The organism is Hymenobacter seoulensis (assembly GCF_054780535.1).
Window position 1 is genome coordinate 1666088 of sequence record NZ_BAAGWD010000001.1, and the last position, 26174, is coordinate 1692261.

At 56.1% G+C, this 26174-nt stretch carries 23 protein-coding genes; 12 read left to right on the forward strand and 11 right to left on the reverse strand.

Annotated elements, in window-relative coordinates:
- Positions 1 to 176: 176 nt before the first annotated feature.
- Complete coding sequence (locus ACYVHC_RS07190) at positions 177 to 902, reverse strand: DUF1990 domain-containing protein (RefSeq protein ID WP_460612988.1); 726 nt, start codon at positions 900 to 902, stop codon at positions 177 to 179.
- Positions 895 to 1467, reverse strand: a complete 573-nt coding sequence (locus ACYVHC_RS07195) for a DUF1990 family protein (protein ID WP_460612989.1) — start codon at positions 1465 to 1467, stop codon at positions 895 to 897. Before ACYVHC_RS07195 ends, ACYVHC_RS07190 begins: the two co-directional genes overlap by 8 nt.
- 120 nt (positions 1468 to 1587) lie before the next feature.
- Here ACYVHC_RS07195 and nfi point away from each other — a divergent pair, with 120 nt between their 5' ends.
- The 3 genes from nfi to ACYVHC_RS07210 all read left to right on the forward strand — a co-directional run bounded on the left by nfi (position 1588) and on the right by ACYVHC_RS07210 (position 7284).
- On the forward strand, positions 1588 to 2274 hold the full coding sequence (nfi, locus tag ACYVHC_RS07200; protein WP_460612990.1) for an endonuclease V: 687 nt from the start codon (positions 1588 to 1590) through the stop codon (positions 2272 to 2274).
- A 317-nt stretch (positions 2275 to 2591) separates the two neighbouring features.
- On the forward strand, positions 2592 to 5786 hold the full coding sequence (locus ACYVHC_RS07205) for a SusC/RagA family TonB-linked outer membrane protein (protein WP_460612991.1): 3195 nt from the start codon (positions 2592 to 2594) through the stop codon (positions 5784 to 5786).
- A 13-nt stretch (positions 5787 to 5799) separates the two neighbouring features.
- Positions 5800 to 7284 (forward strand): RagB/SusD family nutrient uptake outer membrane protein, encoded by a 1485-nt coding sequence (locus ACYVHC_RS07210; RefSeq protein ID WP_460612992.1) that lies wholly within the window; start codon positions 5800 to 5802, stop codon positions 7282 to 7284.
- A gap of 102 nt (positions 7285 to 7386) precedes the next feature.
- Here the strand turns inward: ACYVHC_RS07210 and ACYVHC_RS07215 are convergent, their stop codons facing one another.
- From ACYVHC_RS07215 to ACYVHC_RS07225, 3 genes are all read right to left on the reverse strand, one after another.
- On the reverse strand, positions 7387 to 8307 hold the full coding sequence (locus tag ACYVHC_RS07215) for a nucleotidyl transferase family protein (RefSeq protein WP_460612993.1): 921 nt from the start codon (positions 8305 to 8307) through the stop codon (positions 7387 to 7389).
- Positions 8308 to 8430: 123 nt separating this feature from the next.
- Positions 8431 to 9786: a sensor histidine kinase gene (locus tag ACYVHC_RS07220; RefSeq protein ID WP_460612994.1), complete on the reverse strand. Its 1356-nt coding sequence runs from the start codon at positions 9784 to 9786 to the stop codon at positions 8431 to 8433.
- On the reverse strand, positions 9783 to 10490 hold the full coding sequence (locus ACYVHC_RS07225; RefSeq protein WP_460612995.1) for a response regulator transcription factor: 708 nt from the start codon (positions 10488 to 10490) through the stop codon (positions 9783 to 9785). Before ACYVHC_RS07225 ends, ACYVHC_RS07220 begins: the two co-directional genes overlap by 4 nt.
- Before the next feature lie 342 nt (positions 10491 to 10832).
- Here ACYVHC_RS07225 and ACYVHC_RS07230 point away from each other — a divergent pair, with 342 nt between their 5' ends.
- The 5 genes from ACYVHC_RS07230 (at position 10833) to ACYVHC_RS07250 (ending at position 16155) form a co-directional block, all read left to right on the forward strand.
- Positions 10833 to 11546, forward strand: a complete 714-nt coding sequence (locus ACYVHC_RS07230) for a pirin family protein (protein WP_460612996.1) — start codon at positions 10833 to 10835, stop codon at positions 11544 to 11546.
- Between the two features lie 191 nt (positions 11547 to 11737).
- Positions 11738 to 12316 (forward strand): nitroreductase family protein, encoded by a 579-nt coding sequence (locus ACYVHC_RS07235; RefSeq protein ID WP_460612997.1) that lies wholly within the window; start codon positions 11738 to 11740, stop codon positions 12314 to 12316.
- A gap of 2 nt (positions 12317 to 12318) precedes the next feature.
- Positions 12319 to 13029 (forward strand): pirin family protein, encoded by a 711-nt coding sequence (locus ACYVHC_RS07240; protein WP_460612998.1) that lies wholly within the window; start codon positions 12319 to 12321, stop codon positions 13027 to 13029.
- Between the two features lie 202 nt (positions 13030 to 13231).
- Complete coding sequence (locus ACYVHC_RS07245; RefSeq protein WP_460612999.1) at positions 13232 to 15679, forward strand: S9 family peptidase; 2448 nt, start codon at positions 13232 to 13234, stop codon at positions 15677 to 15679.
- 182 nt (positions 15680 to 15861) lie between these two features.
- Positions 15862 to 16155, forward strand: coding sequence for a glycine zipper domain-containing protein (locus ACYVHC_RS07250; protein ID WP_460613000.1), 294 nt, complete (start codon positions 15862 to 15864; stop codon positions 16153 to 16155).
- An 83-nt stretch (positions 16156 to 16238) separates the two neighbouring features.
- Here the strand turns inward: ACYVHC_RS07250 and ACYVHC_RS07255 are convergent, their stop codons facing one another.
- Entirely contained in the window at positions 16239 to 17288 is a 1050-nt protein-coding gene (locus ACYVHC_RS07255) for a class I SAM-dependent methyltransferase (protein ID WP_460613001.1), read from the reverse strand.
- Between the two features lie 204 nt (positions 17289 to 17492).
- Positions 17493 to 18377 (reverse strand): hypothetical protein, encoded by an 885-nt coding sequence (locus ACYVHC_RS07260; protein ID WP_460613002.1) that lies wholly within the window; start codon positions 18375 to 18377, stop codon positions 17493 to 17495.
- A gap of 917 nt (positions 18378 to 19294) precedes the next feature.
- Here ACYVHC_RS07260 and ACYVHC_RS07265 point away from each other — a divergent pair.
- Positions 19295 to 19879 (forward strand): hypothetical protein, encoded by a 585-nt coding sequence (locus ACYVHC_RS07265; RefSeq protein WP_460613003.1) that lies wholly within the window; start codon positions 19295 to 19297, stop codon positions 19877 to 19879.
- 96 nt (positions 19880 to 19975) lie between these two features.
- Here ACYVHC_RS07265 and ACYVHC_RS07270 read toward each other — a convergent pair whose 3' ends face one another.
- Positions 19976 to 20116, reverse strand: a complete 141-nt coding sequence (locus ACYVHC_RS07270; protein ID WP_460613004.1) for a hypothetical protein — start codon at positions 20114 to 20116, stop codon at positions 19976 to 19978.
- 199 nt (positions 20117 to 20315) lie between these two features.
- On the opposite strand from ACYVHC_RS07270, the gene ACYVHC_RS07275 reads away from it, so the two are divergent.
- Positions 20316 to 20897, forward strand: coding sequence for an HPP family protein (locus ACYVHC_RS07275; protein ID WP_460613005.1), 582 nt, complete (start codon positions 20316 to 20318; stop codon positions 20895 to 20897).
- Here the strand turns inward: ACYVHC_RS07275 and ACYVHC_RS07280 are convergent.
- A complete protein-coding gene (locus ACYVHC_RS07280; RefSeq protein ID WP_460613006.1) occupies positions 20869 to 21636 on the reverse strand; it encodes a DUF72 domain-containing protein in 768 nt (255 codons plus the stop codon). The two genes, ACYVHC_RS07275 and ACYVHC_RS07280, sit on opposite strands and share 29 nt — an antisense overlap.
- Before the next feature lie 18 nt (positions 21637 to 21654).
- Positions 21655 to 22149: a DUF2243 domain-containing protein gene (locus ACYVHC_RS07285; protein ID WP_460613007.1), complete on the reverse strand. Its 495-nt coding sequence runs from the start codon at positions 22147 to 22149 to the stop codon at positions 21655 to 21657.
- Positions 22150 to 22655: 506 nt separating this feature from the next.
- Here ACYVHC_RS07285 and ACYVHC_RS07290 point away from each other — a divergent pair.
- Positions 22656 to 22949 carry a hypothetical protein gene (locus ACYVHC_RS07290; RefSeq protein WP_460613008.1) on the forward strand — a complete coding sequence of 98 codons (294 nt, stop codon included), beginning with the start codon at positions 22656 to 22658 and terminating at the stop codon, positions 22947 to 22949.
- An 84-nt stretch (positions 22950 to 23033) separates the two neighbouring features.
- Here ACYVHC_RS07290 and ACYVHC_RS07295 read toward each other — a convergent pair whose 3' ends face one another.
- A complete protein-coding gene (locus ACYVHC_RS07295; RefSeq protein WP_460613009.1) occupies positions 23034 to 23774 on the reverse strand; it encodes a DUF72 domain-containing protein in 741 nt (246 codons plus the stop codon).
- Between the two features lie 244 nt (positions 23775 to 24018).
- Between ACYVHC_RS07295 and ACYVHC_RS07300 the strand changes: the two genes are divergently transcribed.
- Positions 24019 to 26142, forward strand: a complete 2124-nt coding sequence (locus tag ACYVHC_RS07300; protein WP_460613010.1) for a prolyl oligopeptidase family serine peptidase — start codon at positions 24019 to 24021, stop codon at positions 26140 to 26142.
- Positions 26143 to 26174: the final 32 nt, after the last annotated feature.

Here is a 26174-nt window from a genome sequence, read left to right on the forward strand (position 1 = left end):
GCCCCTCGGCTTGCCGTTCAACATGGAGGAAAATCTAGCATACTATATAATAAGTAAACCGCTACCCGTCTGTGCATGCTGTTCCGTGTGAAGCAGCATACACAGACGGGTAGCGGTTTGCAGCTTAACTGCCCCTAGTAACCCGTTGGCAGAGACAGGGCGCTACGGCCCAGGTACTAGGTGGCTTTGTTCAGTTGAGTCTGGGCACTGGTATTTGAAGCGGCGCTTTCAATGGGCGGGGCCTTGGCGGTGTCGGGGGTTTGCCAGCCTTTGCGCAGCATTTCCTCTACCTGCTCCCGCAGCCGCTTCATTGACTGATGGGCAAACCGCTTTTGCAGCATCCGGCCGAACAGCTTGAACCCAATCCAATAAAAAGGATTAGCAATGCGACCAGTTTGCGAAAAGGCGTGAATATGAAACCGCACGCGCCCCGTTTTGAGGCTTTTATGGATGGAAAAGTCAATCTGCCCCCGCTCAAAGTGGCCTTCCAGGGTGCGGTAATTGTACCCCCACACCTGTTCCTGTTCGCCACTAGGTAGGGTTTGCACCTCATCCGTTACGCCCCCAATCCGGACGCCAAACCAGAAGGTGAAAAACAAAAAACGGCCGCGCAACACCATCACGCGCTGCTCCAGGGGCTGCTCTGCCAGGAAAATACCTGTTATCAGGTTGGGCGGCGGGAAGGTGTAGTTCCGGAGTACTTCGCGGGCAGCGGCCCAGGAGCCGCGCGCATCGGGCGGGCCAGGTGCCTCCAGGGGTAGTTCTGTTTCGTAGTCGTCTACCTGCCAGCCGTTATCAGCGGTGTAGGTATGCGTTTGGTCTAAGTCGAAATTGTAGCCGGCTTGGGCATAGGCCTCCAGCCGTTTCTTTTCGCGCGCAGACAAGGAAGGCCGCTCAGACATCGTGGGTTATTTCAGTTCCGGAAGAATCCTGCTTGACGGTTTCGACCTGCACGGGCCCTAGCTGGAGGCCGCCGCTTTGATCGGCCACCCGCTGGCAAAACGTTTCCCAGGTTTTTTGCTGCACCCGCCGGCCTATCCCGAGGGTGTCGTAGGTGAGTGCCACGAGGCCGTCGCGCGAGCGGGCCCGGGAGTGTATCTCAAAGCGCAAGGTATGGGGCAGGGAGGGATGAGGAGCCAGCGTAAAGCAGATTCGGCCGGCCTCGGGGTGGTTTTCCAAGGTAGAAAGCTCAAAGAAGTTTTCGCCCAGGTCGGTTACGCGCACTTCGCCGTTCCAGGGGCCTAGTATTTTGATGCGGTACTCATCACCAAGGTTCAGGCCGCCGGGCTGCCCCCGGGACTTTTCAAAGTCAGCAAGCAGATCGGGCGAGTACTCCGGCAGATGGCTCTTTATATGATAAAGCAGCCCATCGGCCGACTGGCGGGGGTGCTGCACGTCTACCCAGTAGCGGCGCTCAAAAAAGGCGCCGCTCCCCGTATCGGCAGGTTGCTCAGGCTTCGTAGACATAGTGCAGAAAGTGTGTTGCTGAAATAACGTGCCTAGCCGGCGCGGGTTGTTACCGCCCGCCAGCACAACCCGGCGGTGCACGCCACAGTACACCCTTTGCCTTCACCACCACCCTAGTACATGGCCTACCACCGCCCCGCTTCCCCGCCCGCCGATCCTATTATCGTCCGCGACCTTACCCGCCAGCAGGATGAGCTGCGCACCCACGTACAGCTAGTACCCCTTCCGCAGGAGCCGCAGCTTATTGCTGGCTGCGACTCCTCTTTCCCAACTCCCGAAACGGTTTTGTCGGTTTTTGTGGTGCTACGCTTTCCCACCCTGGAAGTAGTAGAGAAGGTATACCACACCAGCCCCGTAACGCTGCCTTATATACCGGGCCTGCTGGCCTTCCGCGAAGCACCCAATCTGCTGTTGGCCTTCGAGAAGCTGCAGCACCGGCCCGATATTATTATGGTAGACGGGCATGGCATTGCGCATCCGCGCCGGATGGGCATTGCGGCCCACCTAGGCGTGATGCTTGACCTGCCCACGTTTGGGGTGGCTAAGCAGCGCCTCACGGGCACGTACCAAGAGCCGGCGCTGCAGAAAGGCAGCATCACGCCCCTCACCGATAAGAGCGGAGAGCTTCTTGGAGAAGTCATTCGCTCCAAGGATAAAGTAAACCCGCTGTTTGTGAGCCCCGGCCACCGCTGCGACCAAGCAACGGCAACCCGCCTGACGCTAGCCTGCCTGCGGGGCTACAAGCTACCTGAGCCAACCCGCCTCGCCGATTATTGGGCTGAACAATTCAAGCAGGAACTGCGGTAGCTGCCTCTAGTAGTACTCCCTGTCAGATATAGCGGCTGCTCCGTCCCTTATTCTCCTAGGTCTCATTACAGCTCAAACCCCGCTACACTAGCGGGAAGGCCTTTTTGTGCCCATTATTTTCGTTTCTATCAAGACCTCACAACGCTAAATTCGGTGCGCTAATACATTTTATATAGGGCATATTTTAGGTGCTTTTTGTTGCGATATTTACAATTAAAGAATATTAATATTAAAAATTACATTGCCTACCGTTGTTCAGCTTATGATTATTACCTTTATTAGCTCTCGATATTGAATTAACCCCTAATACCGTACGCATGAAGAAAAGTTTACTCTTGTGCCCTCTTGTGGTGTTGGCACTCACTGGCCAGGAAGCATGGGCACAAACCCAAACAGTTTCCGGGCGGGTAGTTGGAGCTGACGGTGCCGCGCTGCCGGGCGTTACCGTTATTGTGAAGGGAGGTTCGCAAGGGACATCAACAGACAGTGATGGTCGGTACACCTTATCGGTGCCAACCACGGCTACAACCCTCGTATACTCGTTTATTGGCTACAGCCCCAAGGAAGTAGCAATAGGCGGACAATCCTCTATTAACGTTTCGCTTTCCTCGAGCGCTACCGGCCTCGATGAAGTAGTGGTAGTAGGCTACGGCCTGACCCAGTCGCGCCGCGACCTGACGGGCTCCGTATCCAGCATCAGTGCCGCCCAAATTGCTAACAAGCCTGTTCAAAGCTTTGAGCAAACCCTGCAGGGTCAGGCTCCCGGCGTGAACATCACTACCCCCAACGGGGTACTGAACAACCCGCCCGTCATCCGGATCCGGGGTGTGAACTCCATCAGCCTGAGCTCCGCGCCGCTGTTTGTTATCGACGGTATTCCGGCGTTTAGCGGCAACAGCTCGGCCGTAGGCAGCGTACCTAATAACCCGCTCAGTAACATCAACCCCAACGACATTGAGAGCGTGGAGGTGCTGAAAGATGCATCGGCTACCGCAATCTACGGTTCGCGGGCAGCGGGTGGTGTTATTCTGGTAACGACTAAGCGCGGTAAGCGCGGCCAGAGCAAAGTGTCGCTAGACTCGTGGGTGGGCTGGTCGAAGCCAGTGCGCCTGTACGACATGCTGAATGCTTCGGAGTACATCGGCATTAAGAACGAAGCTGTTCGGAACCTGAACGCCAACCGGGCTGCGATTGGCCAGCCTGCTACCAACGTAGAAGGCTTCCGTCCTACCCTCGATGCCAACGGCAATGCCGTAGACACCCGCTGGTACGACTATATCTACCGCACGGGTTTCTCATCGTCGAACAACATCAACTTCAGCGGCGGCACCGAGAAAACCACCTATTATACCTCGGTAGGCTACACCGACCAGAAGGGTATGCTGGAGCGCAACACCTTTAAGCGCGCCTCTGCCCGTCTGAACATCGACCACAAACTCTACGACCGGTTCAGCATCGGAGCCCGGGTAGGCTACTCCAACACCCGCAACTCCTCGCCTAACTCCGGCTCCGTAGCCGATGGTGCCTTCGGTACGGCTGGTTTGGGCCGTCTGCCCCTGGTATTGCCGCCCAACGTGCCTGCTTTCAATCCGGATGGCAGCTACAACACCAGCGGTGCTGGCATTGGCCCCGGTGCTAACCTCAACCCTGCTTCCACTACGGGCGCGCCTTTGCTGCCGGGTTATTACAACCCCCTCGTAGACCTGGAGAACAACTACTTCAACTCCGACGGCAACGAAATTCAGGGTAGCGTATACGCTAGCTTGGAAGTGCTGAAAGGATTGAAGCTGCGTACCAACTTCGGTATCTACAACATCTCCTTCGAAGACAAAGCCTTCTACACTCCGATAGCCGGCGACGGTTTCTCGGCTGGTGGACAAGCGCTGAACTACTTCCGCACCAACAAGCGCTGGAACTGGCAGAACACGGCTCAGTACGACGTGAGCCTAGCTGAAAAGCACAACATCTCGGTGTTGGGTGGTATGGAGCAGCAGCACACTGAAATCGACCGTTGGGGCGCTAGCCGCACAGCTGTAGCCGACCCCTTCTTCACTACTTTCCAGGGTAACTTCACCAACGTAGCCGTTGACGGAAACTTCCAGGGCGAGAACTACCTGCTCTCTTACTTTGGTCGGGTTGACTACAACTTCAGCAAGAAGTACTTGGCGTCGTTGAACGTACGTCGTGACGGTTACTCTGCCTGGGCTGAAAAGTGGGGTAACTTCTATGGCGCTTCCGTGGGCTATGCCATTTCGGAAGAAGAATTCTGGAAGAACTCTTCGGTGCTCAGCCGCGTGAACTTCCTGAAGCTGACCGGTAGCTACGGCGAGGTAGGTAACAGCAACGGCATCGATGATTTCGTTTCGCTGAACCTCTACAACTCGGGTCTGTACGCCTCAGTTCCTACCCTTGCCTTCAGCAACGCGGGTAACCGCCAGCTGACCTGGGAAACCAGCAAGAAAACGGACGTTGGCTTGTCCTTCGCGGTACTGGATGAGCGCATCCAGGGTGACGTAGGATACTACAAAAACCTGGTGGACGGCCTGATCCTGGGTGTTCCCCAGTCGCCTTCCAAGGGTATCCCCGGCAACTCTATCTTCGCTAACGTGGGCTCTATGCAGAACACGGGCGTTGAGCTTAACCTGCGCGTAACGGCCATCAACACGCCTAGCTTCAACTGGTCGGTGAATGGTAACATCACCACATTGAAGAACGAAGTATTGACTCTGGCTACGGAAGGCCAGCGCATCGGTACGGCTACTTCGGGCCTGGAGACGGTAAACTTCACAGAAGTAGGCCGCTCGGTAGGTGAGATTCTGGCAGTTCGCTCGGTAGGGGTTAACCCTGCCAACGGTCGTCGGATGGTAGAGAAAAAGAATGCTGATGGTAGCGTTACGGTAGTGCAATACAACCACCTAGGTGGTGGCAGCGGCTGGACCCGACTGGACGGCACGGCTACTACGGCTCCTTCGCAGCTAGCTGACGGGGTATACTTCGGCCCGGTACTGCCAACGTGGTATGGTGGCTTGGATAACACCTTCCGCTACAAAGGCATTGATCTGGGTGTGTTCGTTCAGTTCTCGGGTGGTAACTACATCTACAACGGTACCAAATCGGGTCTGCACGATCAGCGTTTCTGGAACAACGAGCGGGACATCCTCGACCGTTGGACTCCTGAGAACCCGAACGGCGAGTGGCCCCGCGTAGTGTACGGCGACAACGTTTCGAACGGCTCGGCTCTGGTTATGTCGCATAACGTGGAGAAAGGTGACTTCGCTCGTCTGCGCAACGTGTCGTTGGGTTACACGCTTAATCAGGATTTGTTGAACCGCATTGGCGTAGGTAGTGCCCGCTTCTATGTGCAGGTACAAAATGCCGCCCTGCTGACGAAATATTCGGGTATTGACCCCGAGATTTCAACCAACGGCGGCGCTAACCTAGGTGCCGGTGTCGACCGGAACTCGGTAGGTCAGGCCCGTACGTACACGGTAGGTTTCAACATTGGCTTCTAATTCATTTCGTCTGATGAAGACATTTAAACATAAGGTTACTATAGGTATCTGCACGGCTTTACTGGGTTTAGGAACGTTCTCCTGTAAGGAAGAACTCCTGGACCCACAGCCGAGAACATCCATCTTCAGCGAAGTAGCCTTTGCTAGCCCCACGCGTATTGCCCTGCAGGTAAACAACCTGTACGATTTCGTGAAGTCAGGCAGCTTTATGGGAGGCCGCTACCAGGTGTACGGCGACATTCGGGCTGATGATTTTCTGAACCGTACTTCTAACTTGGTTACTGGCGCGGCCGTGTGGCAGCACACGCTTACCGAAGCCTCACAGAACGATGTTATCAGCATGTGGGGGGCTGCCTATGCCGGCATTAACCAGATCAACGTGTTTCTGGCAGGCATGGAGGCTAACTCGGCTAACTTCGTAGCCCCAGGCTTCCCGGCTACGTTTGCGGCTACCTCCCTCAACTACCAGGGTGAGGCCCGCTTGCTGCGAGCCCTTAGCTACTACGCCTTGCTCCAGTACTATGCTCGTCCGTATGCTGATGGCAATGGCAGCAAGCCTGGTGTGCCGCTGCGTCTGCAGGCTGAAACTGGCCAAGACAACAACGACTTGGCCCGCGCCACTGTAGCGCAGGTGTACGACCAGATTCTGGCTGACCTGAACTTTGCCGAGCAGAACCTGCCGCTCACGCAAGGCTCGCCTACGCTGAACGTAACCCGCGCCCACCGCAACACGGCTATTGCCCTGAAAACCCGGGTGTACCTGGCAATGGGCCGCTACGCCGACGTGATTACTGAGGCTAACAAAATTGTTTCGGCATCGGCACCGTTCACGGCTACCAGTGGCGTTCCGCACGCCCTGAGTTCTTCTATTGCAGCTGTTTTTGCGCCACCGCAGGAAACGACTGAAACCATTATGGCCTTCCCCTTCTCGGCGCAGGACCAGCCTGGTACCCAAAACCAGCTAGCCTACTACTACCTGCCAGCTTCCTTGGGTGGCAACGGTGAGTACAGCCTGAACCCTGCGGGTATTTTGGCTAACACTGGCTTTGGTGAAACCGATGAGCGCCGTACGGCCCTGACGGTGAAAGTAGGCACTGAAACCTTCCTGAAGAAGTTCCCGACGGGCACGCCTTACACCGACAAAGCACCAGTAATTCGGTATTCTGAAGTGTTGCTGAACCTGGCCGAAGCGTTGGCTCGCACGGGCGGATCGGATGCTCGGGCTCTGGAATTGCTGAACGCCGTACGTGGCCGCTCTAACGCGGCAGGTGTGTACGCTCCGGAAAGCCTGACCTCTACTGCCCTGGTAGATGCCATTCTGCTGGAGCGCCGTATTGAGTTCCTGGGTGAAGGCATTCGCAATAGCGACATTATGCGCTTGCTAGCCCCCATCCCTGGCAAAGGTTCGGTAGGTGCAGTACAGCCTTCGGAAACTCTCTACATCTGGCCGATTCCTTCAACGGAACTCCAGACCAATAAACTGGTAACCCGCAACTAAACTGCGGACGTTACAACCACTAGAAAGCTCCTCTGACATTGTCGGAGGAGCTTTTTTTATGGCCTGAATTCACATCGGTTTCTATCCCATTTACTAGGCCTACTAGTCGCCCAAACCGTGCAGTAAGTCAGGGAGGGAAAGGTGAGCGGTTGTGGGCGTAGGCAGCCCTAGCACTTGCGCCACGGCCCGGTACACGACCTGCACGGAAGCTGCTTCCTCCACAATCCCCCTTTGGTGACCTGCCTGCGTTGATTTAGACAGCTTTTGGCCTGCCTCGTCTACTATCAGCCCATGATGCAGAAAATGCACAGTTTCAAAGCTCGCCTGGCCCGGCAGGAAAGGTGCCATCCAGAGCTGGGCCGCCGTGCTGGGCAGCAAGTCGAGGCCGCGCACAATGAGCGTGGTGCCCATGCGCACATCATCTATTACGGAAGCCACCTGATACGCCGCCGTGCCGTTTTTCTTGCGCACCACAAAGTCGCCGAGCTGTTGCGCCAACTGACAGCTGAGCCGCCCCTGCAGCAAATCCGGAAAGCTAACTTCTGTACTACTAGGCACATGGGCACGCCAGGCGGTTTGAGGCGCATCAGGGGGTAGCGCGAGGGGGCGACAGCTGCCGGGGTAGCGGCCATCGGGTAGGGCAAGGCGGGCCAACTCAGAGCGGGAGCAGCGGCAGGTATAGAACAAGCCCGGGTGCGCTATGCGGGCGGCTTGCAACACGGCTTCATACTCCTCTAGAAAATGGCGCTGGGAGAAATGCCGCTCAAACTCATCGGGGCCGGTGGGGCCTTGGTCGTAATCGAGGCCTAGCCAGTCTAGGGTCCGGAAGATGTTGTCGAGATAGGCGGGACGAAACCGGGCGCGGTCCAGGTCATCGATGCGCAGGTGCAGCGTGCCGCCAGTCCGGCGCGTGAGCAGCCAGGTAAGCGTGAAGTTAACCGCATTGCCCAAGTGCAGAAAGCCACTGGGCGTAGGGGCCAAACGCGAAACAACCGGAAAGTCGGGTAACTGAAGCAAGGCCATAGCGCCAGCAAAATACTATTCGCCGCCGGGCTTTCCGCCACGCCCTGCCCTAGCAACGCCTGCCGCCCTGATTGCAGCCGCAAAAGCCGACCACATGCGCTGACCCTGGTTGCTAGTCCTCGATTACGACCAAGGCCCCACCGGCCCCGGTGAGTTTGAGCGCACTGCCGTTAGCCGCAGCCGGAACTCGGTGCCGTGTTCCGCATCGGAGGTCACGCTGATGCCAATGCCATGTAGCTGGGCAATGCTTTGCACCACCGCCAGGCCTAATCCGTAACCTTCCGCCGCATCCGTATCGAAGCGCTGAAACCGCTCAAACACGTGGGCTAGGTGCTCGGGCGGAATTGGCTTGCCAGTATTCCGAATACGCAGTTCGTAAGCATCATTAGGCAGGCGCTGACCGCGCAACTCTATCTGGCCGCCCGGTTGGTTGTATTTCACGGCGTTGCTGAGCAGGTTAGAGAGAAGCGTGAATATCAACGACCGGTTCGCGGGCGACAGCACCGGCGCATCCGCTAGGTGCCACTGTACTTGCAACTGCTGCTCACTGATTCGGTCTTCTAGTTCCTCCAGCGCATCAGCCAAAACTTCCCTTATCGAAACCTGCTCCGTGAGGGCAAATTGTCCGTTTTCTACCCGCGAAATCAGCAGCAAGGTGCGCAGCGTGGCAGTCAGGCGGTGCAGGGTTTTCTGGGAGGCCACGAGTTGCGCTTCGGCTTCTTCGGGCAGGTACTCAGCCCGCAACATATTTTCGAAGCGGTTTTGCAGAATCGAAATTGGGGTCAGCAGCTCGTGCGAAGTATTGGCAATAAACTGCCGCTCCTGCTCAAACACCGACTGAATTTTGAGCAGCATCTCCTGAATACTGGCATCGAGGTACTGGAAGTCGGAGGTGGAGGTGCGCAAGGGCGGCTGGCGCGGCGGCGTAGGTCCGCGCACAGCCCGCAGCCGCTGCACAATATGGTCAACAGGTTGCAGCAAGTATCGAATCACGCCTAGCTCAAACAGCAGGGTTGGCAGCACCGCAAAGGCTAGTACAAAGGCCGCCAGCGTGCGTAGCAGCGAGTATACTTCCTCCAACGAGGCAATGCTTTTCCCGATTTCACAGGTGTAGGCTTGTCCGTTGTACGCGCCGTTGTGGCGCAAGACCCGAAAATCAATTGGGGTGCCGTGTTGCAGGCGCGGAAAGGTACCAATGGTATCGGGCTGCTGGTTGGCGTGGGTCAGCTCAATGTCGATGAACTCATCGGGAAGCAGGTCGTAATGCGTGCGGCGCTGCGTAGTTACTTGTGGCAAAAACTCATCGAGGCCTACCTGCCGAATGCGCTCCTGCACTTGCGCCAGCTCCGTGCGCAATGCAGCATCGGTGTGGCTTATCACAAGGCTTTCTACTACCCACGGCAGCAATAGCAGCAGCACGGCCGCCATCAGCGCCTTCGACAGGACGCTGAGCAGAATCAGCTTTTGCTGCAGCTTCACGCTTCCGGCTCGGTTTGCTCGGGTTTCAGGCGGTAGCCAATACCGCGCACGGTTTCAATCCATTCCGCCTCTGGCTGGTGCTGGGCCAACTTTTTGCGCACATTTTTCACATGCACATCAATGTAGTTTGAGTCGTGGTCGGCGCTTTCATTTACGGAGCCGCCCCAGATATGCTCGCTTAGCTGGAGGCGCGTGAGCACTTTGCCCCGGTGCAGCAACAGATAGTGTAGCAAATCAAACTCCTTCCGGGTGAGCAGCAATTGGTGGCTGCCGTAGCGCAGGCTTCGGTCGCTGAGGTCGAGCACAAACGGACCGAAGGTGAGCGTATCCTGCACCACGCCGTATTTGCGGCGGGTTACAGCCTGCATCCGGGAGCTTAACTCCAGCAACGAGTAGGGCTTAGGCAGGTAGTCGTCGGCGCCCAGATTGAGGCCGCTGATACGGTCATCAACGGTGCCGCGGGCGCTAAGGATGATAATAGATGCGTGTTGATTCCGCTCCTGCCGCGCCTGAGCCAGCAGTTGCAACCCATCCTGATCTGGTAGGCCCAAATCCAAGAGTACAAAGTCATACTCATTCACAAACAGCATTTCCGACGCCTCACGCCCGGTGCGGGCAAAGTCGCAGTGGTAATGCTCCTCGTGGAGAAACAGGCCTAGCTCCCGCGCTAATGCACGGTCGTCTTCAATGATCAGCACATTCATAGCTCAAAACTAACCGAAAGAGGTAGCCAGATGCATACGTGCGCCACCAGAAATCAGCAATGCTACCCTGAGCAGCATGGGGAAACTAAAGCTGCTCTACAGCCAAGGCTCGCTCCTCCTGCCAGAAGTCAGGCTGCGCTCTGGCAAAAGTTGAAGTTGACCAGACTACAGCATAATCTATAGTAAAACACAATCTATTAACAGTCAGTAGTTTACACATGTATTTACAACTACTAGTCAACTTATTTTGGAAAAACATAGGAGAAAACGAATCTTTGAGCCACAATCTATGTATGTACATATGATTGCAAGCACAGCTTCATCTTACTAGGTAGAAACATCATGCAAACCCTGCTTCATACCGCCAACACGCGCGGACACGCCAACCACGGCTGGCTTAATTCTTACCACACGTTCAGCTTCGCGGGCTACCAAAACCCCGACCGCATGCACTTTGGCGTGCTACGCGTGCTCAATGATGATACCGTGGCTGGTGGCATGGGCTTCGGCACGCACCCCCACGACAACATGGAAATCATCAGCATTCCGCTTTCCGGAACGCTGGAGCACAAAGACAACGCGGGCAACCACGGCATTATCCGCAACGGCGACGTGCAAGTAATGAGCGCCGGCACAGGCATTGCCCACAGCGAGAAAAACCACAGCCATACCGAGGAAGTGAAGTTCCTGCAGATTTGGGTGTTCCCAAATAAGCGCAATGTAAAGCCTCGCTACGACCAACAAACCTTCCGGGCCGAAGACCGCCACAACCAGTTTCAGCAAATCCTCTCTCCTAACCCCGACGATGCCGGTGTTTGGATCCATCAGGATGCGTGGTTTCATCTGGCTGATTTTGAGGCTGGTTTTGCTACCGAGTACCAAGTGAAGAAGCCCGGTAACGGCGTGTATGTGTTCGTGCTGGACGGCGACGTGACCATAGGCGGCCAGGCCCTGCACCGCCGCGACGGGTTCGGCATCTGGGACACCGATACGTTCTCGGTTCAGGCCGGCTCCAATGCACGCCTGCTGCTGATGGAAGTGCCGATGGCGCTGTAAGGCTGGCGCCTTACGCATCATTCCGCCACCAGGCAGCGTAGGGCGTAGCAACTTGCCGCAGCCTTCGGTAGGTTTACGACTGCTGAAGACCTAGGCGTTTTCCATGTACTTTTTTTACTGCGTAACCCATCCCTCGCTCTTTGTTTGGCCGTAGCGCAAACAATAGCGAGGAGTTTGGTTTACAGATTCATATGAAACACGCTCCCACCAATTTTCCGGTTCTCGAAACCATCCGTAAACGCTGGAGCCCCCGGGCCTTCGCCAGCTACCCCGTAGCGCCCGAAACGCTGGACCAAGTGTTTGAGGCTGCTTCGTGGGCTGCCAGCGCCATGAACGAGCAGCCCTGGCGCTACATTTATGCCCACCACGCCGACCAGGAGACGTTCCAGCAAATGGTGGATTGTCTGCTGCCCGGCAACCAGCCCTGGGCCAAGAACGCGCCCCTGCTGATTCTGTCTTTGGCCAAAACGCAGTATGATAACGGCACCCCCAATGGCGCCGCCCTTCATGATTTGGGTTTGGCCAATGGCAACCTGATTCTGGAAGCCACGGCGCTTGGCTTACACGGCCACTTTATGGGTGGCTTTGATGCCGCTAAAACCAAGGAGGTCTTCCACCTACCCGATAACTTACAGCCCGTAGCCTTTATTGCGCTAGGCTACCTAGGCGCCGCCGAGCAGCTAGAGGAGCCGTTCCTGAGCCGCGAGAAAGCCGCCCGCCAGCGTAAATCCATTTCTGAGTTTGCCTTTCAGGGGCAGTTACCTTCCTAGCTATGCCATTTCGCCTAACCCCCGCCGCCGACCGAGGCCTGAAAGATATTGGCTGGCTCCAGAGCAATTTCTCGCTCAGCTTTGGGCCTTATGCTAACCCGGAGCGGGCTGGTTTTGGCTTGTTGCGCGTTTTCAACGATGATTTTGTGCAGGCGGGCAAGGGCTTCGGGCTGCATGCCCACGCTAACATGGAAATCATTTCCGTAATGCTGGCCGGCAGCATGAACCACAAAGACTCGCTAGGCTACTCCGAGGAAGTAACTCAGGACTGGGTTCAGATTATGAGTGCAGGTAGCGGAATGCGCCATGAGGAATATAATATCGGCGACGATGAGGTAAACTTCCTGCAAATCTGGATTGAGCCCAAGCTCCAAAATATTACGCCGCGCTACCAGCGCCGTCATTTCCCGCGCGAGAAGCGCCGCAACCAGCTCACTACCATCGTGAGTAATGAGGAAGGCACGGCGCATTGCTGGATCAATCAGAACGCTAAGCTCAGCCTGGGAGCCTTTGATGCCGGGCAGAGCCTAGCATACCAGTTGAACCCGCTTAATAAATGTGTTTTTATCTTCCTGATGGAAGGCAGCCTTACCGTAAATGGGCAGGTAGTAGCACAGCGGGAAAGCATTGGGCTGTGGGAAACTGACCTGATACAGATACAAATAGAGGGGGATAGCCAATTCATTGTGATTGAAGCTCCTATCAATCACTAGCTTAGCTTAAAGCTGCGTTTCAGCAACGCCAAGGCCACAAACAAGCCGACCTCTGTCATTCCGCTGACAGAGGTCGGCTTGTTTTTGCACTTTGGGTAAGCTGGGCGCTACGAAATTACGAGGAACAGAGTTGCACATTCTATAGAATATCTGCCAGAATGTACCGTCCTTTGCAGTAGTTTCCTGTTGCTTAACTTCTTCTATGAGAATACTTCGACTCACATTGGCTTTATGTGTGGGTGCGTCGAGCTTGGCCACGGCGCAAGACTTGCCTTACCAGACGCCTCCTAAAGCTATTGTTACCCTGGCAGAGGCTGCTCCAACGCCTCGCATCAGCTTTGCCTCCAACGGACAGTGGATGCTGCTGATGGATGTGCGCGACATGCCCTCTATTGCAGAGGTTAGCCAACCCGAGCTTCGGCTGGCTGGTCTGCGCATTAATCCCCGCACCAATGGGCCTAGCCGCGTGGCCTATGCCTCTACCCTGCGCCTGCGTAAGCTACCCGATGGCAAAGAACTTCTGATTCAGGGCGTTCCGGCCAACGCGCGCATCAGCGACGTGCAATGGTCGCCTGACAACACCAAGGTAGCCTTCACGCATACTACCAACAACCACGTAGAGCTGTGGATTGCCGATGTGGCCTCTGCCTCCGCTCGCTTGGTTCCAAACCTGTTCCTGAATGGCATCTTCGGAATGCCGTTCGAGTGGACTTCGGATAGCAAAACCATTATTGCCCGGGCCGTTGTGGGTGGCCGCGGTGAGGCTCCTAGCGCCCTGGACGCGCCGAAGGGCCCCACCATTCAGCAGAACGTAGGCCGCACCTCCGCAGCGCGTACCTACCAAGACTTGCTGAAAAGCCCCGTTGATGAGCGTCTGTTCGATTACTATGCCCTTTCGCAGGTAGTAAAAGTTGGCCTCGATGGCCGTATGGCGCCGCTGGGTCAGCCAGGCATTATTCAGCAGTCGTCGCCTTCGCCGAACGGCCGTTTTGTGCTGGTGCGCACCCGCCACCGTCCCTACTCCTACACCTTGCCCGTAAGCAGCTTCCCGCAACGCCTGGAAGTACTGAACTTGGAAGGCCTAATAGTAAAGGAGCTGGCCGATGTACCTCTGGCCGATAACGTACCCACCAGCTTTGATGCCGTGCCAACCGGCCCACGCAACTTCGGCTGGCGCGAAGATGCCCCCAATACGGTGTATTGGGTAGAAGCTCAGGATGGCGGTAACCCCAAAACCGAAGCTGCCGTGCGCGACAAGATTTTCGCGGTAGCTGCTCCGTTTGACGCGCAACCCCAGGAACTGGCCGCACTACCCCTGCGCTTCCGCTCCATTCAGTGGGGCAACGACAAGCTGGCGCTGGTAGAAGGCTATCGCTGGGCCGACCGCAAGGAAACGACCTGGACGCTGGACCTAGCTACCAAAACCTCCCTCACGCCGCTGTTTGAGCGCTCATCGCAAGACACCTACACCGACCCCGGCACGCCCTATCTGCACCGGAACGCCCTAGGCCGCTACGTGCTGGCAACCGATGGCACCGGCGACGTGGTGTATTTCATCGGGGATGGAGCTTCGCCGGAAGGCGACCGTCCGTTCATTGATGAGCTGAACGTACGCACCAAGAAAAGCCAGCGTTGGTGGCGCTCCGAGGCGCCGTACTACGAAGTACCAGTAGCCATCCTCGACCCTGCCAAGCGAGTGTTTGTTACGCGCCGCGAGTCAGCTCAGGAGGTGCCTAACTTCTTCCTGCGCGATGCGCCGAGCCTGAAACTGACGCCCCTCACCAAGTTCACGAATCCCTACGCCAGCATCGGCAACCTGCAGAAGCAGGTGCTGAAGTACAAGCGCGCCGATGGTGTGGAGCTGACGGCCAACCTCTACCTACCCCCGAACTACAAGAAGGAAGACGGCCCCTTGCCTACCCTCATGGAGGCATACCCCGTTGAGTTCAAGGATAAGAAAGATGCCAGCCAGGTAAAAGGCTCGCCTTACACGTTCGCGCGCCTCAATTGGGGCTCGCCGGTGTTCTGGGTAACCCAGGGTTATGCCGTGCTGCAAGGCACCAGCATTCCGATTGTGGGCGAGGGCAGCAAAGAGCCGAACGATACGTACGTAGAACAGCTCACGGCTTCAGCCAAAGCGGCTATTGACGAAGGCAAGCGCTTAGGCGTAGTTGATCCGAACCGCGTGGCGGTAATGGGCCACAGCTATGGTGCTTTTATGACGGCCAACTTGCTCGCGCATACCAACCTGTTTAAGGCTGGTATTGCCCGCAGCGGCGCGTATAACCGCACGCTCACGCCGTTCGGTTTCCAGGGCGAAGAGCGTACGTTCTGGGAAGCCCCGGAGGTGTACAATGCCATGTCGCCGTTCAACTTCGCCAACAAAATCAAAACCCCGATTCTGCTGATCCACGGCGAGGCCGATAACAACTCCGGCACATTCCCCATCCAGAGCGAGCGGTTCTACAACGCCCTGAAAGGCAACGGCGCTACGGTTCGTTACGTGGTGCTGCCGGCTGAATCGCACGGCTATGCCGCCCGTGAGTCCATTATGCACATGCTGTGGGAAATGAACACCTGGCTCGACACGTATGTGAAGAAAGCCGGCACTACTCCTGCTTCTGATAACACCAAGGCTGACGCTCGATAAGCATCAACACCCTAGTAATCACTACCCCCGGACCGCTGGTTCGGGGGTATTTTTTTGCCTTTCCTGATTCCGGAAGAACTGCTTGTAGCTGAACTGTAAAATATGGACTGATACACAACCCGTTTTTTCTGGTGTGCGTTTAAGCTCTACACACGTTTCTCTCAGTGTTAACGAACGAAACCATGAAAACTTTCAAGATATATGCGGCTATGCTTTCGGCCTTATTTGTACTGGAAAGCACGGTAGTAACCTCACAAGCTGAAGCCCAAACCAGAACCCGCAAAGGCTGGAGCAAAAAAGGCAAAGGCGCTGCCATTGGAGCTGGCGCTGGCGTTGTAACCGGCGCTGTAGTAGGCGGCACAAAAGGAGCCGTAGTTGGCGGCGTAGCTGGTGCTGCAGCTGGTGGCTTGATTGGCCGTAAGAAAGACAAAAAGAAAGACCGCGCCCGCTACGAGCAATACACGCGCAAAGACTAGCTAGTACATCACCCACCCGGGCAAAAAGCCCCCAGGCCGCAGTGGCTTGGGGGCTTTTTAGTTGGTTTGGGCCTGGTTGAGGGCTAGCAGCCGCAGCTGCCGGCGGCCGCATCAGGCGTACCGACTGCGGCAGTAGGACCGCAATCAAACAAACCAAAATGCTGGCTTTGGTCGCCGAGGACGCGGAAGTGTGGGGCGTATCGGGTCTGGCTAACCATGGCGGCCGTATTGCCGCAGACCAGCATGGGCCGGCCCGTCTCGAAACGGTGGTGGTCATCGAGCACAAAGGCATGCGCGTGGCCGGGTACCGTACCCAGGTAGGTGGCCACCTGCCCGTGGTCTTCGCAGCGGTCTTCTAGTTCGGGTAACTTGAAGGCTCGCACGGTAAGCGAGTAGAACACAATGTTGCCTACTTTCTCCTCAATTTCCGGGTTGCCGATGGTGAGGCGGCGGCTAGCCGTGAGGCGATAGTCCTGAATGCCCAAGCGAGCGAGCAGCCGGCGAAAATCCTCGGTGTAGAGAGCTCCGCTCAGGCACTCGCCATAAAGTACGGGGTCTTGGCGCAGGCTTTCCGGAATGCGGCGGTCGGCAAATACGTCGGAGATATGCAGCTCGCCGCCGGGCTTCAGCACCCGGAATATTTCGCGGTACGTGGCTTCTTTATCGGTGCTGAGGTTGATAACGCAGTTACTCACCACGATATCCACACTGTTATCGGCCAAGTCAGCCGTGCGCAGATCCTCGATGTAGCCGTGGCGAAACTCAACGTTGGGGTTGGTATAGCCAAAGCGGGTAGTGTGCGCCTGTACGTGGCGGCGGGCTACGGCCAGTTGCTCTTCCGTCATGTCTACCCCGATTACCCGACCCGACTCCCCAACCAGCTTCGAGAGCAGGAAGGCGTCGCGGCCGCTACCCGAGCCCAGGTCGAGGACGGTGCAGCCTTCCACAGCAGGCGGTACGGCTACACCACAGCCGTAGTATTTGTCGAGCACCTCGGGCTCTAGCTGGGCCAGAATGCGGCGGTGTTCCAGCGGAATATCATCGGTACAGCAGGCGTTGGTTTGCAAATCCTGCTGGGTTTGCAGCTGACGGCCGTAGTAGTCCTGGACCTGTTGTTGGGTGAGTTCTTCCATAATATGTAAGCAAGGTAACCACCAGAATGCCTTGGGCGCTGCCTGCCACCTACGGACCAATACGGAGGGTGGTTTGTTTGAAATCGGAAGCAGCCTGCCACGAATGCAAGCAGTACGCAGAAGAGAGCTAACGAAGCACGAAAGGGCAGCCTAATGGCTGCCCTTTCTTATCACGAACAATAGTTCACCCTAATTTACTCATTACTAGTCGCAGCTGGGAACCCCGCTTTGGCCTTCATTATACTTGGCTAGAGCATCGGTAAGTGCACTGGTGCTGCTAGGCGACAGATAGCCACCGCCTGTTGGAGGGATTAGTAACCCGCCAATCAATGTATTAGCCTGGGCAATGACACCGCTGATTGACGTGGCATCAGCACCACTGGCAATATTGAGTTGTGCCGCAATCAGCTGATGGGCTAGCGAAACCAGGCCATTTCCCTTAACTGGAGTATTGAAAATTGATTGCAGCTGCAAAGCTGAATAGGTAACAGTACCTATCTTTAAACTAGTGAGCTTCCACTTATTGGTGTTATTACCCGTTGGGGTTGGGCCGTGGGTTTTCCAGTAACCTTGCGTATGGGTGCAACCCAAGTCTTTGGGAGGGCAAGGCTTGGTGGAGCATTTAATCTCGCAGCTGTAGGGGCTGCAGGCATAGTAGCAACCATCTAATGTATAGGCATTGGTGGAGGCGCGGAATACGTAGCACTTGCCGCAGTCTAGGTTTTCAATGCAGATTATCTTGCACTCATAGGGCTTAAGACAGATATCATAGCTCTTAGTCTGGCACTTGCTCCAGTCTTCACCGTCTTTTTTCCACTGTATGGTGAAACCTTTCGGGGCGCCTGAAGCGCCAGCTTTCACCTCAATGGTAATGGAGTGGTCGGTGCTGCTCAGGCATTTGATAGTAGGTATAGATGCCTGTTTAACAATGGTATTGCTGGTAGTACTGTTTGCGGCTGCACTAACGTTGTCCTTCTGGGGTTCTACATCGGCCTTGTCGCAGCTTGTAAACACCATGGATGCCGAAAGTAAAGCAGCTGGCAGCAGCTTGAGCCAGCGTGTAAGTAGAGAGGTGGTGAGGGTTTTCATAACGGTTGAGGGGAAGGTGTGTGGTACACTAAAGTTTGTTTTTCAGGAAGCATAAAGCACGTGCTACCAGCGAAGCGTTTTCACGCAAGGCTTCATGGTAACCACCTGGGGAAGTAGCGGGGCAGAAGAGGCATCAAGCGGGCAGACTAGCGGCGCGTGGGCACACAAGGGACCGATTGACCTGCTACTAGGATCAAACGCCACTCCAACAGGCTCAGCAGATAAAGGGAAGACAGGGCTTCTGGTCACTCCTAGGCAGTGCCGTGCCCTGAACCGGAAGACCGTGTGGCTGCGCGCCAACCAAACGGCTCCTGTAGGTGCCACAGCCTGCATCCGTCGGGGCCCCGACGCGACGCAGCTATGACGAGCAGTACAGAGCAGCTACAAAGCCGCCTTTACCGCAAATGCACTGATATGAGCATATCAGGCCGAAAAGAAAGATAGTGTGGGGGTACTGGGGCTCAGGCAACAGCTGCCGCGGACTAGGGCACTCATGCGCTTAAACCGAAGGGCGTTACTACCCTGAATTACTACAGCCGGCTATTACCCGGGAGGATTATGGAGTAAGAATTCACTAGCCTTAGGTCTGGCCTCAACCCCTTCTGCCTGTTGCCAAGAGGCAGGGCGTATGGGTAGGGCATTTCCAGCGCCTATAAAGCACTGGTCCGCAGCACAAAATCAACTTCTATTCAAGTATAGACATAAACCTTGTGTAACGCAATCATTATTTCAGATAATTTTAATCTTTTTTATTGTTTAGTTACCATTTATTATACGATTATGTATAATGTACAACCAATCCCATTTACGCAAGAACGCGCTTTCCATGACGTAGGAAAAGGAAAGGTGCGGCATAACCTTATCAGGGTTTGATAGGTATTTCAGGATAGTACTACTCCCTTATTTTTCTGCCCCCTATGACCATCATACGCACCTTTACAGCCGATACGGAAGCAGCCCTGTGGCAACAGATTACTGCTGACATGGCGCAGCAGGAGAACGTGCTTGATTACAGCGCCGACTTACATCAGGGAGGCTACCACATCTGGTTTGAGCTAGATATCGACCTAGGCGGGGGCTTTGAGGGCGGCTATGAGTTCACCACCTTTTCGGCGGTACTGCCCGGTCGGCCCTCCTTTCACTTTGCCCTGCACAAACAGGATTGGGTACACGAGATTGGCAAGGTACTGGGCCTGACCGACGTGGAGCTGGGCGACCCGGAAGTGGATGCGGCTTTTATTATTACTACCAATGATGCCGCCGCCCTGCAAGCCCTGCTTGCTGACCCCAGCATCAGGGCCACACTGCTGAAGTACCCCGAAATGCGCCTGACCCTCTCGCCGGCTACCCACGAGCCCAATGCCGAGGTGCTGCTAACCTACAATCTGGAACAGGCCCTTACCGAACCCGATCAGCTGCAGGAAATCTACCACCTGATCTATACGCTTCTGCAGCGCTTGGCACCCATTTCTGCCCCAGGCCTAATGCCACCCGTGATGTAAGGTCCGAGAAATCCATTCAGAGCAACGCCAGCAGCCCGGAACTACCTCCTGCATAGAGGGTAGTTCCGGGCTGCTGGCGTTGGAATGGAAGGTGAGCTAGTGGCCGGGAATAATGCCGATCAGGCGCAGCAGCCAACCAAACAGATAAACGGCTGGAATCATGAGGGCGTAGGCCCACCAGGGCATGTGCGTTAGCCGGTAGCCCAGGCCCATGTATCTTCTTGGTCTCGTTTCCATGGCAGTAATGTGTAGAGGATCTTGCTGAAGATAAAGTATTTACCTTCAAAATGCAAGCCTCCAGTCTGTTGGTAGGTAGCGCCGCGTACTTACCTAACCGATGGGGTGCTTACTTTTGAGGCGTACTAGGGCCCCGGCGGCTGGTAACCCCAACAACATGCATGGAACGGTGGACCCAGCTGCCTTGGGGGAGTTGCAGATGAGAGAGAAACTACGACACCGCATGCGCCGGGCGCGCTATATTTTCTACCAGGAAACACTGTTCGATTTTCGGGAGCACCTCTGGACGTTTCTAGGCTCGTTTGTGGGTATTGGCTTGTTGGGCTGGCTTAACAGCACCTTCCTCTCCCCCACCGACAACCTATTCCTGATTGCCTCCTTCGGCGCTTCTTCCGTCCTGATTTATGGCATCATCAATAGCCCACTGGCCCAGCCGCGCAACCTGATGGGCGGCCACGTGCTGTGTGCATTGGTAGGCGTAACGGTGCAGCAGCAGCTCCCCCACCCCTTGTGGCTAGCGGCGGCGCTGGCCGTGTCCGTATCCATTGTTCTGATGCAGGTAACGCGCACACTGCACCCGCCCGGCGGCGCTACGGCCCTCATGGCCGTTATTGGGTCTGAGAAGCTGAAAGCGCTAGGGTACTGGTATGTAGTAAGCCCCGTGTTGAGCGGCGTGATCATTCTGTTTTTGGTGGCCCTCATTTTCAACAACGCTACCACGCACCGCAGCTACCCGGCCAACAAAAGCTGGTTTAAAATCTGGCAGCGCCGCTACCACTAGCCTCGGTTTGTACTCCAACCAGGGCTAACAGGCACTTGGCATCGTTGATGGCAGAGGCATCGATATCGTTGTTGAAGTACAGGTAGGCTTCCTGTACGCCCGGGGCGGCCTCTATTTCGGTGGCAATGCGCTGCAGAAACGCCGGGCTGTACGGCGACTTATACAGCTCTGGCACGCCGTGAAAACGGTAGTACACCAGCCCAGTGGTGGTTACTACCTCGTCGGGGAGGTACGGGTGGCTTTGACCCACGAAGGCAATGTTCCGCTGAGCGAGCTCCTGGTACACGTGGCCCATCCACCAGCTTGGGTGCCGGAACTCTACCACGTTTTGAAAAGCGGGGTCCAGGCTTTCCAGGATGCGGTGCAGGCGCTCCTCAGAATAGCTCAGGCGCGGCGGCAGCTGAAACAGCACTGGCCCCAGTTTTTCGCGCAGCCCTTCCTGCACAATGCCGTAGAAATCGGAGAGCAGCTGCTCGGTGGTGTGGAACTGCTTGTAGTGCGTAATGAGGCGGGGTGCTTTTACCGAGAACCGAAAATCAGAAGGACTTTGCTGGCACCAGTTTTCCAGCGAGGACAGCTGCGGGAAGCGGTAAAACGTCACGTTCAGCTCCAGGGTCCGGAAATGCTGGCCGTAAAACTCAAACCAGCGGCGCTGCGGTAGTTTTTCGGGGTAGAAGGTGCCTTTCCAGTGCTTGTAATGAAACCCCGAGCAGCCAATATGATAGGTGGGAGCAGCCATGCAGTGCCGAAAACCAGGTTAACGTACGGAATGCGCCGGGGTAGCATCGTGGCGCCCCGCCCGGATAAGGCCAAGCCCACCTAGCACCTGCGCAGCCCCAAACCCCAGAAACGCCAGGTCGGCGGGCAGCTTGTTCTCCGTGTACTCAACTACGTGGTGCAGGCCTAGCAGCTGATGGTCGATGATGCCTTCCAGCACGTTGAACAAGCCCCAGCCCAGCACCAGCGCCCCGCCAAATGTCCGGCCCGACCATGGTACATCGCGCCGGCTACCTGCGGCCCAAAGCAGGCGCAGCCCAATGGCCGTCATTACCCACACCGCTGCATGGAAAACCCCATCCCAATACATATTAACCTTGGCCGCGACCAGGGTATCAGGCGGCAGCTGATTGGAGAGCATGTTGTGCCACTGCAGAATCTGGTGCAGCACAATGCCATCCACAAAGCCTCCTAGCCCTGCTCCCATCAGTAAGCCGGCGGCAATCAGCGGGGTACGGTAAAGCGGTTCAGTCATGAGCAGAAGGGGCTGAAAAGTGTTTCTGAAGGGTTGGCGCGTAAAACAGACCTAGGCCCAAAACGAGCAGTATCCCAACAGGCAAAAGCAAAACCACCAGAGTAGCGGAGTACTCTGCGGTATGAATCTGGGCCTGCACTTTGGGCCGGCATACGCGGCAGGCCCAAAGTGCAGGCCCAGCAGCAGCAACAAGCAAATAAACCCAGCAGTGAATAGCCTTTTGCGCATAGTCAGCAACGAAACGAGGGTATGCCAGGAGGTACGTTGCGGCAGGCTTTGAAGGTTATGTCGAGCTAGCACCCTGGTACTACTGCACGCTGGCGCAGCAATCCAGTAAACCCCTGACCTTCAGCAGATATAACGCGCGTTATGACAAGGTTTTTTGCTGCCACGCATGCAACAGCACCAGCCCAGCCGCGTACGATTTGGGGAGGCAGCACTGGCGAAACTCAGCCATTAGAACTGCTGCGTATTAGCTCTTTTCGTCACGTTAACCTACTACCGCTATGTCAAAGCAATCTGGAAAACGCAGTCAGGGCGACCCCAAGGCCGGACCTAACACGAATGATAAAATCAGCAATCAATCATCGGAGCAGGCACAGCACAGTGGCTCTACCGATCAGGATCGGTCCGTGCGCAGCGGCCTATCAGGGCAGGCAAGCCAACCGCACGTAGCCACGGGCAACCGGCCCGAAGATTTCAAGCAGAAGATAGCCGGCAACATGGACAGCGGAACCGGCATGACGGGCCCTACTGACAAAGGCGGTCGGCGCTCCAACAACCAGAATAACGAGGACTAAGCACCCTTGCTGCAATTCAGTGTATGCCAAACCGGCCTCCGCCAGCAATGAGCTAGCGGAGGCCGGTTTGGTTACAACACGAGGCTAGTGCTGCTCAGCTGTTACAAGTTGCTGAAACTCCAGCGCATTCAGGGCGCCCACGCCGCCCACGCCATTGTTGAAATACACGTACGCTTCCTGCACCTGCTCAGCCGTTTCTATTTCAGTGGCAATGCGCTGCAGAAATGCCGGGCTGTACGGCGACTTGTACAGCTCCGGCACGCCGTGAAAACGGTAGTACACGGTGGGCGTATTGGCAACTACCTCATCGGGGAGCGGCAACGGGTGGCTCTGGCCCACGAAACTGACGCCGTGGCGCGCCAGCCGCCGGAACACTTCCCCATCCCACCAGCTCGGGTGCCGCAACTCCAGTACGTTCAAAAAATCCGGATCCATGGCCTCCAGAATCCGGTCCAGGTATTCTTCGGTGTACGCCGATTTAGGGGGTAGCTGAAACAGAATGGGCCCGAGCTTTTCCTTGAGGCCTTCCCGAACGGTGGCGTAAAAATCGGCGAGAATGGGCAGGGCTTCGGGGCCAAACTTCTTGTAGTGCGTCACCTGCCGCGGGGCTTTCACAGCAAACCGAAAATCGGGCGGGCTTTGGTCGTACCACTGCTCGAAGGCCTTCAGCTCGGGCATGCGGTAGAAAGTTACGTTCAGCTCCAGCGTGTTGAACTGGGTGCAGTAGTACGCAAACCACTTACGCGGCGGCAGCTCCGGCGGATAGAAGACACCTTTCCAGTCGCGGTAGGAAAAGCCGGAACAACCGATATAGTAAGCAGGCATAAGCAAGGAGAAGGTAAAAAAGGCATTTTGCTGACGCTAAGTGGATTCAGTACGCACGCCGGGGCTCATTTGGCTACTACGGTTCAGGTGTTATAGCCAGGTAGTAATTGGCTCACAACCCTGCGCGCCCTGTTTTCTTAGGTACTTACCAGAGCATAGCCAGAGCTCGGCGCCGCTTCTTATCTTGCATCTGACAGCCTGCGCTGGTCAGATGCTTTCTTCTCTTGCTTTCCATTCCTACCCAATGAAAAGACTATTTCCAACGCTGGCAGTCCTGCTGGCTGGCTACCAGGCGGCGGCCCAGGGGCCTATCAAAACCATGCCCTACCCCCAAACCAAAAAGGTAGACACGGTAACGACGTACTTCGGCACCAAAGTGGCCGACCCCTACCGCTGGCTGGAAAACGACCAGGCCGAGGATACCAAAGCCTGGGTGCAGGAAGAAAACAAGGTTACACAGGGCTATTTGGCCCAGATTCCGTACCGCGAAGCCATCCGCAAGCGCCTCGAAACGCTCTGGAACTACGAGAAATATGGCGCGCCTTTCAAGGAGGGCAAGTACACCTACTTCTCAAAAAACACGGGTTTGCAAAGCCAGTCGGTGCTGTACCGGCAGCTAGGCACGGGCGCACCTGAGGTGTTCCTCGACCCCAACCAGTTTTCCAAAGACGGGACTACCTCGCTGGCGGGCATCAACTTTACCAAAGATGGCAGCCTAGCCGCCTACCAGATTTCGGAGGGCGGCTCCGACTGGCGCAAGGTGATTGTGCTGAAAACGGCCGATAAGAGCATTGTCGGTGATACGCTCAAGGACGTGAAGTTCTCGGGCTTGGCCTGGAAGGGCAACGACGGGTTCTACTACAGCTCCTACGACAAGCCCACCACCGGCAGCCAACTAGCCGGCAAAACCCAGATTCATAAGCTCTATTACCACAAGCTGGGCACCAAGCAAAGCACCGACCAGCTGGTGTTTGGGGGCGAGAAAACCCCGCGCCGCTACATTGGCGCCTACCTCACCGAAGACGAGCGTTTCCTGGTTATCAGCGGCGCTAATACCACCACCGGCAACGAGCTCTACATTCAGGACCTGAGCAAGCCGGGCAGCCCCATTGTACAGGTAGTAGACAATGAGAAAAACGAAGTAGGCGTGCTCGACAACGTGGGCAGCAAGCTCTACATCGAAACCAACCTGAACGCGCCCAACAACCGCGTAGTAACCGTGGATGCGGCCAACCCCAAACCAGCCAACTGGAAAGACCTGATTCCGGAAACCAAAAACGTGCTGCGCGCCAGCACCGGCGGCGGCAAAATCTTCGCCAATTACCTGAAAGACGCTACCTCCCTCATTGAGCAGTATGATATGAGCGGCAAGAAGGAGCGCTCCATCACGTTGCCTTCTGTGGGTACGGCCGGCGGCTTCGGCGCCAAGAAAAACGAGAAGGAAACGTACTACACCTTCACGTCCTACATCTATCCGCCCACCATTTTCAAGTACGATATTGCCACCGGCAAATCCACGGTGTGGAAGAAGGCTGGCGTGCAGTTCGACCCTAGCAAATTCGAGTCGAAGCAGGTATTCTACACCTCCAAAGACGGCACTAAAATCCCGATGATCATCACCCACAAAAAAGGCTTGGTGATGAACGGCAAGAACCCCACGCTGCTCTATGCCTACGGTGGGTTCAATTCCAGCGTAACCCCCAGCTTCGGTACCAGCACCATCATTCTGCTCGAAAATGGCGGTATTTATGCCGTTCCTAACATTCGGGGCGGGGGCGAGTATGGCGAGAAATGGCACCTAGCCGGCACTAAGCTCCAGAAGCAAAACGTGTTCGACGACTTTATTGCCGCCGCCGAGTACCTGATGAAAAACAACTACACCTCGAAGGACTACCTGGCTATTTCGGGTGCTTCTAACGGTGGTTTGCTGGTGGGCGCTACCATGGCCCAACGCCCCGACCTGTTTAAGGTGGCTTTCCCGGCCGTAGGCGTAATGGACATGCTGCGTTACAACCAGTTTACGGCCGGTGCTGGCTGGGCCTATGACTATGGCACGGCACAGGACTCCAAAGAGATGTTTGAGTACCTCTACAAATACTCGCCCTACCACGCCCTAAAGCCCGCCTCCTACCCTGCTACCATGGTTACTACCGCTGACCACGACGACCGTGTAGTACCGGCCCACTCCTTTAAGTTTGCCTCCAAGCTGCAGGAAAGCCAGAAGGGCAGCGCCCCGGTGCTTATCCGCATCGAGACGAAGGCCGGCCACGGCGCCGGCCGCTCCACGGCCCAGGTTATCAGTGAGCAGACCGACAAGTGGGCGTTCCTGTTCCAGAACATGGGTGTGCCGTACAACGCAGTAAACTAAGCGGTTTCCTTTTTGCTGTTTTATTAGCTTGC